The organism is Pseudomonas sp. PSE1(2024), assembly GCF_050990555.1.
GTDB lineage: Bacteria > Pseudomonadota > Gammaproteobacteria > Pseudomonadales > Pseudomonadaceae > Aquipseudomonas > Aquipseudomonas aphyarum.
Window position 1 is genome coordinate 1605763 of sequence record NZ_CP158967.1, and the last position, 15870, is coordinate 1621632.

The 15870-nt window shown below is 61.5% G+C and carries 13 protein-coding genes; 7 read left to right on the forward strand and 6 right to left on the reverse strand.

Translation table 11 applies throughout. The features are described from left to right. The first annotated feature begins 63 nt into the window (after positions 1-63). The 4 genes from hrpA to ABTV87_RS07270 all read left to right on the forward strand — a co-directional run bounded on the left by hrpA (position 64) and on the right by ABTV87_RS07270 (position 6395). On the forward strand, positions 64-3975 hold the full coding sequence (gene hrpA / locus ABTV87_RS07255) for an ATP-dependent RNA helicase HrpA (RefSeq protein WP_433899188.1): 3912 nt from the start codon (positions 64-66) through the stop codon (positions 3973-3975). A gap of 321 nt (positions 3976-4296) precedes the next feature. Then, the gene (locus tag ABTV87_RS07260; RefSeq protein ID WP_007956533.1) at positions 4297-5418 is read left to right on the forward strand and encodes a beta-ketoacyl-ACP synthase III; all 1122 of its coding nucleotides are present in this window, start codon (positions 4297-4299) and stop codon (positions 5416-5418) included. A gap of 135 nt (positions 5419-5553) precedes the next feature. After that, positions 5554-6165 (forward strand): RNA polymerase sigma factor, encoded by a 612-nt coding sequence (locus ABTV87_RS07265; protein ID WP_085605633.1) that lies wholly within the window; start codon positions 5554-5556, stop codon positions 6163-6165. After that, the gene (locus tag ABTV87_RS07270) at positions 6159-6395 is read left to right on the forward strand and encodes an anti-sigma factor family protein (RefSeq protein ID WP_007956536.1); all 237 of its coding nucleotides are present in this window, start codon (positions 6159-6161) and stop codon (positions 6393-6395) included. The genes ABTV87_RS07265 and ABTV87_RS07270 overlap by 7 nt, the downstream gene beginning before the upstream one ends. A 129-nt stretch (positions 6396-6524) precedes the next feature. On the opposite strand, the gene ABTV87_RS07275 is transcribed toward ABTV87_RS07270, so the two are convergent. Further along, a complete protein-coding gene (locus ABTV87_RS07275; RefSeq protein WP_085605637.1) occupies positions 6525-7847 on the reverse strand; it encodes a putative porin in 1323 nt (440 codons plus the stop codon). Positions 7848-8128: 281 nt separating this feature from the next. Here ABTV87_RS07275 and ABTV87_RS07280 point away from each other — a divergent pair, with 281 nt between their 5' ends. Continuing rightward, on the forward strand, positions 8129-9253 hold the full coding sequence (locus tag ABTV87_RS07280) for a GNAT family N-acetyltransferase (RefSeq protein ID WP_085747187.1): 1125 nt from the start codon (positions 8129-8131) through the stop codon (positions 9251-9253). Positions 9254-9268: 15 nt separating this feature from the next. Here the strand turns inward: ABTV87_RS07280 and aqpZ are convergent, their stop codons facing one another. From aqpZ to ABTV87_RS07305, 5 genes are all read right to left on the reverse strand, one after another. After that, positions 9269-9964 (reverse strand): aquaporin Z, encoded by a 696-nt coding sequence (aqpZ, locus tag ABTV87_RS07285; RefSeq protein ID WP_064383176.1) that lies wholly within the window; start codon positions 9962-9964, stop codon positions 9269-9271. Between the two features lie 297 nt (positions 9965-10261). Next, entirely contained in the window at positions 10262-12094 is a 1833-nt protein-coding gene (locus tag ABTV87_RS07290) for an ABC transporter ATP-binding protein (protein ID WP_102685995.1), read from the reverse strand. 88 nt (positions 12095-12182) lie between these two features. Then, complete coding sequence (locus tag ABTV87_RS07295; RefSeq protein ID WP_093103676.1) at positions 12183-12746, reverse strand: peptidylprolyl isomerase; 564 nt, start codon at positions 12744-12746, stop codon at positions 12183-12185. A 3-nt stretch (positions 12747-12749) separates the two neighbouring features. After that, positions 12750-13553, reverse strand: coding sequence for an alpha/beta fold hydrolase (locus ABTV87_RS07300; RefSeq protein WP_433899189.1), 804 nt, complete (start codon positions 13551-13553; stop codon positions 12750-12752). 14 nt (positions 13554-13567) lie between these two features. Further along, the gene (locus tag ABTV87_RS07305; protein WP_007956543.1) at positions 13568-14491 is read right to left on the reverse strand and encodes a LysR family transcriptional regulator; all 924 of its coding nucleotides are present in this window, start codon (positions 14489-14491) and stop codon (positions 13568-13570) included. A 49-nt stretch (positions 14492-14540) separates the two neighbouring features. On the opposite strand from ABTV87_RS07305, the gene ABTV87_RS07310 reads away from it, so the two are divergent. After that, on the forward strand, positions 14541-14855 hold the full coding sequence (locus ABTV87_RS07310) for a hypothetical protein (protein WP_011332961.1): 315 nt from the start codon (positions 14541-14543) through the stop codon (positions 14853-14855). A 159-nt stretch (positions 14856-15014) separates the two neighbouring features. Beyond that, complete coding sequence (locus ABTV87_RS07315; RefSeq protein ID WP_007956545.1) at positions 15015-15614, forward strand: FMN-dependent NADH-azoreductase; 600 nt, start codon at positions 15015-15017, stop codon at positions 15612-15614. Positions 15615-15870 lie beyond the last annotated feature (256 nt).

A 15870-nucleotide genomic window follows, 5' to 3' on the forward strand; every position in this document is an offset into this window, starting at 1 on the left:
AGCGGTCGTAAAATCTGCGACAATCGCGTCCTTGCGCCACTAGACGACCGAATTGCGTACCCGATGACCGACGAATCGCCCTCCATCGACAAACTGCTGAAAAACCTCGATCACGCCATGCTCGCTGACCGCCACCGGCTGCGGCGGCAGTTGCTTGAGCTGCGCAAGAAACCCGACGAGGCCAAGCTGGCCCAGTGGGTGGCGCGCATGCAGGCGTCCTGCGATCAGGTGCTGGCGCGCAAGGCCAGCCTGCCGGTGATCCGTTACGACGACAGCCTGCCGATTGCGGCCAAGCGTGACGAAATCAAAAAGGCCCTGGAAAAGCACCAGGTGCTGATCATCGCCGGCGAAACCGGCTCGGGTAAAACCACTCAGTTGCCGAAAATCTGCCTGGAGATCGGTCGCGGCCAGCATGGTCTGATTGGCCACACCCAGCCTCGTCGGATCGCAGCGCGCAGCGTGGCCAGTCGGGTTGCCGAAGAACTCGGCACGCCGCTGGGCGCGCTGGTCGGTTATCAGGTGCGGTTCGAGGATCAGAGCGATTCGAACACCCTGATCAAACTGATGACCGACGGTATCCTGCTGGCGGAAACCCAGAACGACCGCTACCTCGAACGCTACGACACGATCATCGTCGACGAAGCCCACGAGCGCAGCCTCAACATCGATTTCCTGCTCGGTTACCTGAAAACCCTGCTGCCGCGTCGTCCGGACCTGAAAGTCATCATTACTTCGGCGACCATCGATCTGGAGCGTTTCTCCAAGCATTTCGATGACGCGCCGATTGTCGAAGTGTCCGGGCGTACCTTTCCGGTGGAAACCTGGTATCGCCCGCTGACGCTTGAGCAGGACGAAGAGGGCAACCGCGTCGAGGACGACCTGACCGTCGATCAGGCGATCCTCGCCACCCTCGATGAAATCGCCGCGTACGAGCGTAGCGAACGCCGCAGCCCCGGCGATGTGCTGGTGTTCCTGCCGGGCGAGCGCGAGATCCGCGACGCCGCCGACATGCTGCGCAAGGCCCAGCTCAAACACACCGAGATCCTGCCGTTGTACGCGCGCCTGTCGCCGGCCGAGCAGCAGCGGATTTTCCAGTCGCATCCGGGCCGTCGTGTGGTGCTGGCGACCAACGTCGCCGAAACCTCGCTGACCGTGCCGGGCATCCGTTACGTGATCGACAGCGGCACTGCGCGCATCAGCCGCTACAGCTACCGCGCCAAGGTCCAGCGGTTGCCGATCGAAGCGATTTCCCAGGCCAGCGCCAACCAGCGTAAAGGTCGCTGCGGCCGGGTCGAGCCGGGTATCTGCGTGCGCTTGTACAGCGAAGAGGATTTCCTCGGTCGCCCGGAATTCACCGATCCGGAAATCCTGCGCACCAACCTTGCGGCGGTAATCCTGCAGATGCTCCATCTGCGCCTCGGCGAGATCACCGATTTCCCGTTCATCGAGCCGCCGGACGGCAAGGCGATCAGCGACGGTTTCAACCTGCTGCAAGAACTCTCGGCGGTGGATCGCAACAGTCAGCTAACCCCGCTCGGCCGTCAGCTGGCGCGTCTGCCGGTGGACCCGCGTATGGGCCGCATGCTGCTTGAAGCGGCGAAACTCGGCAGCCTGCAGGAAGTGCTGATCGTCGCCAGCGCCATGTCGATTCAGGACCCGCGCGAGCGTCCGCCGGAGCGTCAGCAAGCCGCTGACCAGGCGCACGCCCAATGGAAGGACGCTGACTCCGACTTCGCCGGGCTGGTCAATCTGTGGCGCGGTTTTGAAGAGCAGCGCCAGGCGCTGACGGCGAGCCCGCTGCGCAACTGGTGCCGCAAGAATTTCCTCAACTATCTGCGTCTGCGCGAGTGGCGTGATTCCCACCGTCAGTTGAGCCTGATCTGCCGCGACTTGCAGCTGAGCCTGAACAAAGAACCGGCGGATTATCCGACGCTGCACAAAGCGGTGCTGGTCGGCCTGCTCAGCCAGATCGGCCAGAAAACCGAGGACGGCGACTATCTTGGCGCCCGTCAGCGGCGGTTCTGGATTCACCCGTCGTCGGGTATCGGCAAGAAACGCCCGCAGTGGGTGATGACCGCCGAACTGGTGGAAACCACCAAGCTCTACGCGCGGATGGTGGCGAAGATCGACGCCGACTGGATCGAACCGCTGGCCGGGCACCTGATCAAGAAGAACCACTTCGAACCGCACTGGGAGAAGAAGCGCGGCCAGGTCGTCGCGTTCGAACAGATCACCCTGTTCGGCCTGATCGTGGTCGGCCGTCGACCGGTGCACTACGGCCCGGTAGATCCGGTGGTCTCGCGTGAACTGTTCATCCGCGAAGGCCTGGTGCGTGGCGAAATTCAGTCCCGGGCCAAGTGCCTGACGGCCAACAAGCAATTGCTCGAACAGCTCGACGAACTGGAAGCCAAGGCCCGTCGCCGGGACATTCTGGCCGACGAGGAAACCCTCTACGCGTTCTACGACGCGCGGCTGCCGGCGGAGATCCACCAGACCGCGACCTTCGACAGCTGGTATCGCGTCAACAGCCAGAAAGACCCGCAGCTGCTGATCATGCGCGAGGAAGACGTACTGGCCCGCGAAGCCAGCGAAGTCACCGCGCAGCATTACCCGGACACGCTGCACATCGGCGATCTGGAACTGGCCCTGAGTTACCACTTCGAACCGAATCACCCGCGCGACGGCGTGACCCTGCGAGTGCCGGCGCCGCTGTTGCCGATGCTGCCGCCGGAGCGCCTGGAGTGGCTGGTGCCGGGGCTGATCGAGGCCAAGTGCATTGCGCTGGTGCGCAACCTGCCCAAGGCCCTGCGCAAGAACTTCGTGCCGGTGCCGGACTTCATCAAGGCCGCGCTGCAACGCATGACCTTTGCCGAAGGTTCGTTACCGCAAGCGTTGGGCCGTGAACTGCTGCGCATGACCGGTGCGCGGGTCAGCGATGAAGCCTGGGCCGAAGCGGCGCAGCAGGTTGAAAGCCACCTGCGGATGAACCTGGAAATCGTCGACGGCCAGGGCAAGTTCCTTGGCGAAGGACGGGATCTGGCCGAGCTGACCGCACGTTTCGCCGAAGCCAGCCAGGCTGCTTTGGCCGTGCCGCAGAGCGCGAAAAGCCAGCAGCCGGTGGAGGCCAAGGTCTTCGCGCCGGTGGCGGAAAAGACGCAGCAGAAGATCGCCGGGCTGTCGATGACGGTCTATCCGGCGCTGGTGGAAGAGGGCGGTACGGTCAAGGAAGGGCGCTTCTCGACCCCGGCCGAAGCCGAATTTCAGCACCGCCGCGCCTTGCAACGCCTGCTGATGCAGCAACTGGCCGAACCGGCGAAGTTCCTGCGCGGCAAGTTGCCGGGCCTGACCGAAATGGGGTTGCTGTACCGCGAACTGGGTCGCGTCGATGCGCTGGTGGAAGACATTCTGCTGGCCAGCCTCGACAGCTGCATTCTCGAGGGCGAAGACCCGTTGCCGCGTGACGGCGCAGGTCTGGCGGCACTGGCCGAGCGCAAGCGTGGCAGCTGGACCGAGCACGCCGAGCGCGTGGCACGTCTGACGCTGGAAATCCTCAAGCTCTGGCACGGTCTGCAAAAGCGCTTCAAGGGCAAGATCGACCTGGCTCAGGCGGTGGCGCTCAACGACATCAAGCAGCAGCTCAGTCATCTGGTGTATCCGGGCTTCGTGCGGGAAACGCCGATGCTCTGGCTCAAGGAGTTGCCGCGCTATCTGAAGGCCGTCGAGCAGCGTTTCGAGAAGCTGGGCGCGCAGGTGCAGAAGGATCGGGTGTGGAGCGGCGAACTCGCCGGGCTCTGGACGCAATACCAGACCCGCGCCGCCAAACATGCCCAGGAAGGCAAACGCGATCCGCAGCTCGAGCTGTATCGCTGGTGGCTGGAGGAGTATCGGGTTTCGCTGTTCGCCCAACAGTTGGGGACGAAAGTGCCGATCTCCGACAAGCGCCTGAACAAACAGTGGAGCCAGGTAGAACAGTGACGCTGATCGTTCCCACGCTCCGCGTGGGAATGCCTCCGGGGACGCTCCGCGTCCAGTGACGCAGAGCGTCACGGGCTGCATTCCCACGCAGGAGCGTGGGAACGATCATTGCGCGTCGATCTTGAGAAAGACGCCAAATGGCCACGGTTATGGCAAACTTCGCCACCATAAATGCCGTTTTCGCGTCCCAGAGCCTTTGCCGGGCCGCGCAACGGAATAAAGCGATGCCAGGTTTTTGCGTCCCTTATACGGGAATGGACCCTTTGCGTGTTGGCACGTCGGTGCCAGCACTTTCTGCCTGAACAGATTAGAGAAACGACCATGCATAACGTCGTCATCAGCGGCACCGGCCTGTACACCCCGGCCAACAGCATCTCCAACGAAGAGCTGGTGCAGTCTTTCAATACCTACGTCGCCCAGTTCAATGCGGACAACGCCGAAGCCATCGCCAGCGGCGAAGTGCAGGCCCTGACCGAGTCCAGCGCCGCGTTCATCGAAAAAGCCTCCGGCATCAAGAGCCGCTTTGTCATGGACAAGGACGGCATCCTCGATCCGCAACGCATGGCACCACGTCTGCCAGAGCGTTCCAACGACGAATGGTCGGTGCTCTGCCAGATGGCCATCGGTGCTGCCGAACAAGCCCTGCAGCGTGCCGGCAAGACTGCCGCCGATATCGACGGCGTGATCGTCGCCTGCTCCAACCTGCAGCGCGCCTATCCGGCCATCGCCATCGAAGTCCAGGAAGCACTGGGCATCCAGGGTTTCGGTTTCGACATGAACGTTGCCTGCTCGTCGGCGACCTTCGGCATCCAGCAAGCGGCCAACACCGTGCAACTGGGCCAGGCCCGGGCGATCCTGATGGTCAACCCGGAAGTCTGCACCGGTCACTTGAACTTCCGTGACCGTGACAGCCACTTCATTTTCGGTGACGCGGCTACTGCGGTGATCATCGAGCGTGCCGATACGGCGACGTCGAAGCACCAGTTCGACGTGGTCAGCACCAAACTGCTGACCAAGTTCTCCAACAACATCCGCAACAACTTCGGCTTCCTCAACCGCGCAGCGGAAGAGGGCATCGGCGCCCGCGACAAACTGTTCGTGCAGGAAGGCCGCAAGGTGTTCAAGGATGTCTGCCCAATGGTCGCCGAGCTGATCGGCGAACATCTGGAAGAGAACAAGCTCAACGTCGGCGACGTGAAGCGCTTCTGGCTGCACCAGGCCAACCTGAGCATGAACCACCTGATCGTGCGCAAGCTGCTGGGCCGCGAAGCCACCGAAGAAGAAGCCCCGGTGATTCTCGACACCTACGCCAACACCAGCTCCGCCGGTTCCGTGATCGCGTTCCACAAGTATCAGGACGATCTGGCAGCCGGTTCGCTGGCGGTGTTGAGTTCGTTCGGTGCCGGTTACTCGATTGGTAGCGTGATTCTGCGTAAACGCTAAGAGCCAGTTCATTTCCTCTTAATCGCGCTGACGTTTCCTACATCCGAATCGGCGCGAACGCTGTAATTTTCGAAACTGGCGGCAGGAGAGATCCTGCCGCTATCATTTTCGGAGTCAGGAAAAGGGGATTGATGGATGGCGGTTGACGACACACAACTGCTCGAACGGTTGTTGGCAGGCGAACAGAAAGCCTTCAAGGAACTGGTCAGCACCTATCAAAGCCCCATGCGCGCGGTGGCCTACGCGATTGTCGGTCAGCGCAATGTCGAGGAAGTGGTGCAGGATGCCTGGCTGTCGGTGGTGCGCAATATCGGCCGTTTCGAGGGGCGCTCCAGTCTCAAGACCTGGCTGCTGACCATCACCGCCAACTCGGCCAAGAGCCGCTATAAACTCAATCGTCGCGAAGTGTTGCTGGATGATCTGCCGTCACCGCACGGCACCATCGACGACGATCGTTTTTCTCCCGGCGACGGCCACTGGCTGGTCGCACCCTTCGCCTGGCACCAGGACACGCCCGAAGCGTTGCTGACAGAAGGCGAGCTGCGTGAATGCCTCGAACACACGTTGTTGAGCCTGTCGGAACTGCAAAGCAGCGTTCTGTTGCTGCGCGAGCGCCAGGGTCTGGAGCTGGAGGAGATCTGTAATCTTCTGGAGATCTCGCTCTCCAATGTCCGCGTGCTGCTGCATCGGGCACGTTTGAAGGTCTTCGCGACCGTGGAGCATTTTGAGGAGACGGGAGAATGTTGACCTGCAAGGAGCAAGTGGCGCGATCCAGCGATTATCTCGATGGCCAGTTGAGCTTTCGCGAGAAACTGATGGTGCGTCATCACCTGATGTTCTGCCGCAATTGCCGGCGTTTCATTCGCCAGATGCGTTTGATGCAGGCGACGTTGCGGGCGATGCCGCAAAAGCCTGAAGAGGGCGTGGACGCGTTGGCCGAGCAGTTGGCACAGCTGCGGCGCAAGGATCGATCCTGAAAACACAGACTGGCGCGGCCGCAGCGAACGGATGATGGGGATCGCTGCGGCCGCGCCAGTCTGTTGAAGCCTCTTCAAACGATGGAGCCGGATGTCCAATCCATCGTTTGAAGTCTGTTGCCGGGTTGCTTAGAACTTCGCTTCCGCATCCAGCTGCAGGGTGTTGGTGTCTGCATCACGCTGGGTACGGCTGGAGAAGTCGGCCTTGGTCAGGAAGTAAGTCGCACCGATGGCGAAGTTCTTGTCGATGTCGTAACCGACCTTGAACTTGTGGCCACGGGAACCGGTGGTGCCGTTGGCGAAGTCCGAATCGGTGAAGGCGCCGACCACCGCGTTGCGCTGCACGTCACGATAGTTGTAGTCGAGGTTCAGACCGAAGACTTTCGACTTGGCACCCACCAGCCAGGCGGTGTCCTGATCGGTCACTGCATCGTTGTTCTTCACGTACTGACCGTAGAACGACAGCGGCATTGGCAGGCCGCCGATATCGACCTGGCTGAAGCCTTCGTACAGACGGAATTCGTTGTTTGCCGAGTTGCCGTTGACGGCCAGGGCGCACGGCGTGGAGGTGCCGGTGCAACGGCTGTCTTCGTCGTTCTGGTAGGCGTAGACGCTGCCGCCCAGGGTCAGTTTCAGGTTGTCGGTGATGGTGAAGCGGCTGCCCAGCTGGCCGGCGGTCAGGCGCAGGTCGTGACGGAACTGCACGCCGTCGCCGTCGACGTTGTCCTTGAGGTTGTAGTTACCCAGGCTGCCGAACAGTTCGACGCTGCTGCCCAATGGATACTTGTAGGTAACGGCCAGACCTTCCGGGTTGATGTCGCTGTCCCAGATGACGTCGCCCATGCTCACCCACGGTTGCAGCATCTTGCCGCCGATAATGTGCAGGTTCTTGATCTGGTCCGGGTGGTAGTCGATGTAGCCCAGGTCGAGCCAGATCTGCTTCTTGTCGAAGTAGTTGTCCTGGTCCTGGTTGGTCGAACGGGCGTCGTCGCCGCCGCCGGTGGCGATACGGATGCCGGTGTCGACTTGCGGGTTGATCTCGGTGTACGCACCCAGACGGGCACGGATGCGCTGGCGATCCTTGTCGCGGCCGCCGTTGTTCGGTTCGCCGTCGATCTTGATGGTTTCCTGACGGATACGCACGTCGCCCTTGAACTGGGTTTTGGCGGCCCAGGCCAGTTTCTGGTCGAAACTGCTGAGCTCGTTGGTTTTCTTCGCGGTCGCCGCGATTTGCTCGTTGGTCTCTTGCTGCGCCTGCTGCGCGATTTGCTGGGCCTTCTGATCCTTGGCCAGTTCAGTTTGCAGTTCAACGTACTGCGCCTGGGAAATCGAACCGTTAGCCTTGAGCATGTCGAGCAGTTTGGCGTCGACTGCGGCACTGGCCGGAACACTCATGGCCAGCAACAGGCCACCGCACAGGGCCGCCGCAGTTTTTGTGGAAGCAAGACGCATAGCAATCTCCGAAGATGAAGGGGATGGCTGAACCATCCTGGGCACAACCGACGGTTTGACGGTCGGAAAACAGTGTCCGGGGTAGAACCCGGCGCTCTAAAAACAGGCGCCAGTATCGCGATGGTTTATGACAGAGCAGTGGCACGATGATGGCAGGTTGATGACGATACAAAACTGCCGTGAACTATTGATCTAGAGCGCTGTCGCGCATTCTGGCGTGGGCAACGCCGGGCCGATCAGCGATACTCGTCGGGCGTTCACGCCCGAAAGTGGAGAGGAAAATGCCGCTGCAACGTCTGCACAAACTGTCGGAAATTCCAGCGTCCGACTGGGATGTTCTGGTCCCGCAAAACCAGCCGTTTCTGCGCCACGCCTTCCTGGCTTCGCTGGAGGACAGCGGCAGTGTCGGCCCGCACACCGGCTGGCAAGCGGAGCATTTGCTGCACGTCGAAGCGGGGCGCGTAATCGCCGCATTGCCCGGATATCGCAAGTGGCATTCCTACGGCGAATACGTGTTCGATCATGGCTGGGCCGATGCCTGCGCCCGGGCCGGAATCGATTACTACCCCAAGTTTTTGAGCGCGGTGCCGTTCAGTCCGGTCAGCGGCCCTCGGTTGCTGGCAGCGAATGTCGAAGACGGATTCGAACTGCTCAAGAGCCTGCCGGGGTATCTGGAAATCGAAGAGCTCTCCAGCGCCCACATCAACTTCACCGACGCGTTTACCGATGCCGCCATGGCGGAGCAGCCGGGCTGGCTGCAACGCATCGGCTGTCAGTACCACTGGCAGAATCGCGGCTACCGCGACTTTCAGGATTTCCTCGACGTACTTGCCTCGCGCAAGCGCAAACAGATGCGCAAGGAGCGCGAGCAAGTGGCGGGGCAGGGCTTCGAGTTCGAATGGCTGGAAGGCCGCGAGCTGGACGAGGCGCAGTGGGATTTTGTCTACGCCTGTTACGCCAACACCTACGCGGTACGCCGGCAGGCACCGTACCTGACCCGGGAATTCTTCAGCCTGCTGGCCGAGCGCATGCCGGAATCGATCCGCGTGGTCCTGGCACGGCAGGGCTCACGGCCGGTGGCGATGGCGTTCAGCCTGGTGGGCGGCGACAGTTTTTACGGACGCTATTGGGGATGCCTGGCCGAGTTCGACCGGCTGCACTTCGAGACTTGTTTCTATCAGGGCATGGACTATGCGATTGCCAATGGATTTCAACGTTTCGATGCCGGTGCCCAAGGGGAGCACAAACTGATTCGCGGCTTCGAACCGGTAATCACCCATTCCTGGCATTACCTGCGTCATCCCGGTTTGAAAGCCGCGGTCAAAGACTTCCTGCACCAGGAGCGCGCCGGTGTCCTGGCCTATGCCGAAGAGGCGAGGAGCGCCTTGCCGTATCGGCAAGCCTGATCCTCGCCGGCACCCTCAGCTGTCTTCCTTGCCCAGCCAGCGATAGAGCACGCCGCCGACCACCGCACCGAGCAGCGGCGCGACCCAGAACATCCACAACTGCGCGATGGCCCAGCCGCCGACCATCAGCGCCGGGCCGGTGCTGCGGGCCGGGTTGACTGAGGTGTTGGTCACCGGGATCGAGATCAGGTGGATCAGCGTCAGGGCCAGGCCGATGGCGATCGGTGCCAGCCCTGCCGGGGCGCGTTTGTCGGTGGCGCCGAGGATGATCACCACGAACATGGCGGTCATCACCAGCTCGGTGACGAAGCCGGAAGCCATCGAGTATTTGCCCGGCGAGTGCTCGCCATAACCGTTTGAGGCCAGGCCGGCAGCGATGTCGAAGCCTTCCTTGCCGCTGGCGATGTGGTAGAGCAGTGCCGCTGCCAGAATCCCGCCGATTACCTGGGCGATGACGTAGGCAGGCAGTTCCTTGGCCGGGAACCGACCGCCGACGACCAGACCGACCGACACGGCCGGGTTGAGGTGACAGCCGCTGATGTGGCCGATGGCAAACGCCATGGTCAGCACCGTCAGACCAAACGCCAGGGCCACCCCCAGCACGCCGATACCCAAAGGTGAAGACGCGGCGATGACCGCACTGCCGCAACCGCCCAAAACCAGCCAGAACGTACCCAGCAACTCAGTGACTGAACGTTTGAACAGAGACATGAGAGAGTCCTTGATAGACGTGCTATCGAGACTGCATCGAGTGGTGCGTCCCTGCAGACTTACGACAGGTTCCGTTCCGGAGCCTTGGCACAGTACAGCAGGGATTTTGTGGATTTCCAGCAGGCGATAAAAAACCGCCAGAGCCCGTGGCTAAAGGGCTCTGGCGGTTTTTTTTCTTCCTGTTGATCGTTCCCACGCTCTGCGTGGGAACGCCTCAGGGGACGCTCCGCGTCCAGTGACGCAGAGCGTCATGGGCTGCATTCCCACGCGGAGCGTGGGAACGATCAGTAGCGCGGTTCAATCGATGCCGACAAACCCTCCGGTCTGGTGCGCCCACAGCCGCGCATACAATCCGCCATGGGCCAGCAGTTCGGCATGGTTGCCGCTTTCGGCGATCTTGCCGTTCTCCAGCACCACCAGCCGGTCCATGCGGGCAATGGTCGAGAGGCGGTGAGCGATGGCGATCACGGTCTTGCCCTGCATCAGGGTTTCCAGGCTTTCCTGAATCGCCGCTTCGACTTCCGAGTCCAGCGCCGAGGTCGCTTCGTCCATGATCAGGATCGGTGCGTCCTTGAGCAGTACCCGCGCAATGGCGATCCGCTGACGCTGGCCACCGGACAGTTTCACCCCGCGTTCGCCGACATGCGCATCAAATCCGGTGCGCCCCTCGGCGTCCGACAGCAGCGGAATGAACTCATCGGCACGGGCCTTGCGCACCGCTTCCCAGAGTTCGGCGTCGGTAGCGTCAGGCTTGCCGTAAAGCAAGTTATCTCGGATCGAACGGTGCAGCAGCGAAGTGTCCTGGGTGATCATGCCGATCCGCGCGCGCAGACTTTCCTGGCCGACTTCGGCGATGTTCTGGCCGTCGATCAGGATCCGCCCACCCTCGACGTCGTACAGACGCAGCAGCAGGTTGACCAGCGTCGATTTGCCGGCGCCGGACGGGCCGATCAGACCAATTTTTTCGCCCGGTTTGATGGTCAGGTTGAGGTCGCCGATGATGCCTTTCTTCTTGCCGTAGTGAAAATCCACGTGCTCGAAACGCACTTCACCACGGGCCACGGCCAGCGGTTTGGCCTGCTCCCGGTCGGTGACGCTGACCGGTTGCGAGATGGTCTGCAGACCGTCCTGGACCATGCCGATGTTTTCGAAAATGCCGGTGACCACCCACATGATCCAGCCGGACATGTTGACGATGCGGATGACAAGGCCGGTGGCCAGGGCGATCGCGCCGACGCTGATCAGCGACTGCGTCCACAGCCACAGGGCCAGCGCGGTGGTGCCGACGATCAGCAGGCCGTTCATGGTGGTGATCGCCACGTCCATGCTGGTGACTACGCGGCCGGCCAGTTGGGCTTTTTCGGTCTGTTCCTGGATTGCCTCACGGGCGTAATGCTGTTCGAAGTTGGTGTGGGCGAACAGCTTCAGGGTGGCGATGTTGGTGTAGCCATCGACGATCCGGCCCATCAGCTTCGAGCGCGCATCGGAGGCTTCCACCGAGCGGTCCTTGACCCGTGGCACGAAGTAATAGAGCGCGCCAACGTAGGCCGCGATCCACGTCAGCAGCGGGATCATCAGGCGCCAGTCGGCCTCGGCGAACAGCACCAGCGAACTGATCGCGTAGATCAGCACATGCCACAACGCATCCACCGCTTGCACGGCGGAATCGCGCAGTGAGTTGCCGGTCTGCATGATGCGCTGGGCAATGCGCCCGGCGAAGTCGTTCTGGAAGAAATTCAGGCTCTGCTTGAGCACGTAACTGTGGTTCTGCCAGCGAATCATGCTGGTCATGCTCGGGCTCAGGGTCTGGTGCACCAGCATGTCGTGCAGGGCCAGGAAGAGGGGGCGCAGCAGCAATGCCACGACGGCCATCCACGCCAGTTCGGCGCCGTGCACTTTGAAGAAGTCTGCGTTCGGCGTGCCCTGGGCGAGGTCGATGATGCGGCTCAGGTAACTGAACAGCGCCACTTCGATCAAGGCACCGAACAGGCCGACGATCAGCAGGGCGGCGAAGCTCGGCCAGACCTGCTTCAGGTAATAGGTATAGAAGGGCAGAACGCGGTCCGGCGGAGACGCCGTCGGGGCGTCGCGGAATATGTCGATCAGTTGTTCGAAACGGCGATAGAGCATCAGATAACCGCCCGGAGCACGGGCTCTCCTTTTATCAGTGTGAGCGGCGTGACATCAGGTCAGCGCCGCTCGATATGCCCTGTAAAGCTTAGTCGATGCGCTTGGCCGACTTGATGATCACAGGGTCGACCGGCACGTTTTGCATGCCCTGTTTGGTAGTGGTCTGGGAGTTGACGATGATGTCGACCACGTCCATGCCCTTGACCACTTTGGCGAACACCGCGTAACCGGCGTCACGGCCCGGATCGAGGAAAGCGTTGTCGGCCACGTTGATGAAGAACTGGCTGGTGGCCGAATCCGGGTTGGAAGTACGGGCCATCGACAAAGTGCCACGAACGTTATGCAGACCGTTGCTGGCTTCGTTCTTGATCGGGGCCTTGGTGTCTTTTTGCTGCATCTGCTGGGTGAAGCCGCCGCCCTGGGCCATGAAGCCCGGGATCACGCGGTGGAAAATGGTGTTGGTGTAGAAACCGCTGTCGACGTATTCAAGGAAGTTCTTGGTACTGATCGGCGCCTTGACCGGGTCCAGTTCGATTTCGATCTGGCCGTTGGTGGTGTCCAGCAGCACGTGCGGCGCTTTTGCCGGCGTGGCAGCCATCAGGTTGGCAGCGAACAGCACGGTGCCGGCGGCGAGGGCGAGTTTTTTCAGCATGGGTCAGTGATCCTGAGGGTGATTATCGGCTGTGGCAAGGAACTCCAGCAGCGTTTGATTGAAGCGTTCGGGCTGATCGAGCGGGGTGGCGTGGCGCGAATCGGCGATCACCACCAGCCGCGCATCGGGCAGCAGTCTGACATAGGTTTCTTTCAGCGAAACGGGGGTGTAGTCCCGGTCGGCGCTGACGACGAGGGTTGGACAGGTGACCCGGGAAAGTCGTTCCTGAACCCCCCAGCCAACAATCGCATCGAAGCTGGCGAGATAAGCACGTTTGTCGTTTTTTGCCCAGCGTTCGGCCATCTTCTGACGCAAATCGGCCTGCTCCGGTTTGGGGAACAGCTTGGCGCCAAGGGCCTTGCCGATGGTGGCGAGACTGAGCAGGCGCATCAGGCTCCAGCGCTTGAACCACTGCCAGTAATCGTCGCGGCTGCGCACCTTGACCTCGGGCGCGCTGTTGACGATGGTCAGGCTCTTGAGCATCCACGGCTGATCGACGGCGAACTGGAAGCCGATCATGCCGCCCATGGACAGCCCGGCGTAGTGCACCGGGCCCAGCTTCAAATGCTCGATCAGGGCAACGATGTCGGCGCTGAACCCGGCGATGCTGTAGCGCTCGCGGGGCTTGTCGGAGCGGCCGTGACCGCGCACGTCCGGGACGATCACCCGGTAATGTGCGGCCAATGCGGGAATCTGCATTTCCCAGTCCAGGGTGCTGGAGCCCAGACCGTGAACCAGCAGCAACGGATCGCCGTGGCCATATTCCTCGTAGTGCAGGTTGCAACCTTCATGCTCGAAATACGCCATCGGTGAACTCCGTGTCAGGCTTGTTCGGGGGCGGCGAACGGTGCGTCCAGCGGCAGGGTGTCGAAGGTGCGCAGCAGTTCGACGAGGATCTGCGAAGCCGGGCCCAGGGGTTTGTCCTTGTTCGAGTACAGATAGAAGCTCGGATTGCGGCTGCCGCCCTGATCCAACGGTAGCAGCTTGAGCAGGCCTTCTTTCAATTCCCGTTCGATCATGTGCCGTGGCAGCCAGGCGAAACCCAGGCCGCTGGAGACAAAGTTGGCGGCGGTGGCGAGGCTGCCGACAGTCCAGCGCTGTTCGGCGCCGAGCCAGCCGACGTCCCGGGGTTGCTGGCGGCCGGAGTCGCGGATCACCACTTGCATCTGGGTTTCCAGGTCCTGGAAATTCAGCTCGCGGTTCAGCCGGTGCAGCGCGTGTTCCGGGTGGGCGACGGCGACGAATTCCACGTCGCTCAATTCCGCGCCGAGGTAACCGGGAATGCTCAGGCCGGTGATGGCCAGGTCGGCCACGCCTTCGAGCAGCACTTCTTCGACGCCCGACAGCACTTCCTCACGCAGACGCACGCGGCAGCCACGGCTTTGCGGCATGAACGCGGTCAGGGCGCGGACGAGGCGGGCGCTCGGGTAGGCGGCGTCGACCACCAGCCGCACTTCGGCTTCCCAACCCTGCTCCATATGATGGGCGAGGTCTTCCAGCTGGCTGGCCTGTTTCACCAGTTGTCGCGAACGGCGCAGCAACACGCCGCCGGCTTCGGTCAGCACAGCCTTGCGGCCGTCGATGCGCAACAGCGGCACGCCGAGCTGATCCTGCATGCGGGCGACGGTGTAACTCACCGACGATTGCGAGCGATGCAGGGCCTCGGCGGCCTGGGCGAATCCGCCGTGGTCGACCACGGCCTGCAACGTTCGCCATTGATCAAGGGTCACGCGGGGCGCTTTCATCAATAGCTCCTCTTGTCCTAAGCTGGCGGTCCCTCATGGAGACTGCCGAATGAAAAAATTCTGTTGTGTGTTGCTGGCGCTGCTTCCGCTGACTGCGTTTGCGTACCCGATCGATGTGGAAAAGGACCTCAACGGCCTGAAGATCGACTACAACGCGTTCGACACCGATAACGACATCGGCTCCATCCAGGTCAACAACTACGGCGACGTCGACGCGACCTGCAAGGTGGTGTTCACCAACGGCCCGGAAGCGCCGCGCACCCGCAACATCGAAGTGGCCGCGGGCAAGCATAAGAACGCCACGGCCAAGTTCACCCGGACCATCATCAAGCTGCGCATCAAGCTGAGCTGCACCCCGAAATAGCGTCACGGCCCTGTGGGGGTGGGCTCCCACAGGGTATGGCTTGCATCTAAACGAATTTTTCGATGCTTTGCAGCAATTATTTGCGCTTTTTCATCGATACGACTCTGTTTAACCTTCACTCCATCGACTTACAACATTCTCGGATGGAGGCTACACAACATGTCCCGCGTTCTGATCATCGAAAGCAGCGCCCGCCAGCAAGACTCGGTTTCCCGTCAACTGACCCAGACCTTTATCAGTCAGTGGAAAGCGGCGCATCCGGCCGATCAGATCACCGTACGTGACCTCGCCGTGAACCCGGTGCCGCACCTGGACATCAACCTGCTGGGCGGCTGGATGAAATCCGCCGAGCAGCGCAACGACAGCGAGCAGTCCTCGCTGGACCGTTCCAACGAATTGACCGATGAGTTGCTGGCGGCCGACGTGCTGGTGATGGCTGCGCCGATGTACAACTTCGCGATCCCGAGCACCCTGAAAGCCTGGCTCGACCACGTACTGCGTGCCGGCGTGACCTTCAAGTACACCGAAACCGGCCCGCAAGGCCTGCTCAGCGGCAAGCGTGCCTACGTGCTGACCGCTCGCGGCGGGATCTACGCCGGCGGCCCGGCGGATCATCAGGAACCGTACCTGCGTCAGGTGATGGGTTTCATCGGTATCCACGACGTGACCTTCATCCACGCCGAAGGCATGAACCTGGGCGGCGACTTCCAGGAGAAAGGCCTCAACCAGGCCAACGCCAAACTGTCCCAGGTCGCTTGATATGTTAATCGCCAGATAATCGCCGATTGTTCTAGTGACCTGGCGCAACCCCTTCAAGGCTCTACGCGCATCGAACCTCCCTTTGCACTTGTTGCTCCTGAGTGCTGTAGCCCGATTGAACGCTTTAGCGAGATCGGGCTTTTTTTTGCCTGCGATTTTTGCAACGCAGCACCTCCCCTGTGGGAGCGGGCTTGCTCGCGAAAGCGATGTTTCAATCAAGATTGATATCGCCTGACACACCGCCTTCGCGAGCAAG

Coding starts and splice junctions, on each gene's coding strand:
- hrpA (WP_433899188.1), top strand. CDS start 64: ATGACCGACGAATCGCCCTCCATCGACAAACTGCTGAAAAACCTCGAT.
- ABTV87_RS07260 (WP_007956533.1), top strand. CDS start 4,297: ATGCATAACGTCGTCATCAGCGGCACCGGCCTGTACACCCCGGCCAAC.
- ABTV87_RS07265 (WP_085605633.1), top strand. CDS start 5,554: ATGGCGGTTGACGACACACAACTGCTCGAACGGTTGTTGGCAGGCGAA.
- ABTV87_RS07270 (WP_007956536.1), top strand. CDS start 6,159: ATGTTGACCTGCAAGGAGCAAGTGGCGCGATCCAGCGATTATCTCGAT.
- ABTV87_RS07275 (WP_085605637.1), bottom strand. CDS start 7,847: ATGCGTCTTGCTTCCACAAAAACTGCGGCGGCCCTGTGCGGTGGCCTG.
- ABTV87_RS07280 (WP_085747187.1), top strand. CDS start 8,129: ATGCCGCTGCAACGTCTGCACAAACTGTCGGAAATTCCAGCGTCCGAC.
- aqpZ (WP_064383176.1), bottom strand. CDS start 9,964: ATGTCTCTGTTCAAACGTTCAGTCACTGAGTTGCTGGGTACGTTCTGG.
- ABTV87_RS07290 (WP_102685995.1), bottom strand. CDS start 12,094: ATGCTCTATCGCCGTTTCGAACAACTGATCGACATATTCCGCGACGCC.
- ABTV87_RS07295 (WP_093103676.1), bottom strand. CDS start 12,746: ATGCTGAAAAAACTCGCCCTCGCCGCCGGCACCGTGCTGTTCGCTGCC.
- ABTV87_RS07300 (WP_433899189.1), bottom strand. CDS start 13,553: ATGGCGTATTTCGAGCATGAAGGTTGCAACCTGCACTACGAGGAATAT.
- ABTV87_RS07305 (WP_007956543.1), bottom strand. CDS start 14,491: ATGAAAGCGCCCCGCGTGACCCTTGATCAATGGCGAACGTTGCAGGCC.
- ABTV87_RS07310 (WP_011332961.1), top strand. CDS start 14,541: ATGAAAAAATTCTGTTGTGTGTTGCTGGCGCTGCTTCCGCTGACTGCG.
- ABTV87_RS07315 (WP_007956545.1), top strand. CDS start 15,015: ATGTCCCGCGTTCTGATCATCGAAAGCAGCGCCCGCCAGCAAGACTCG.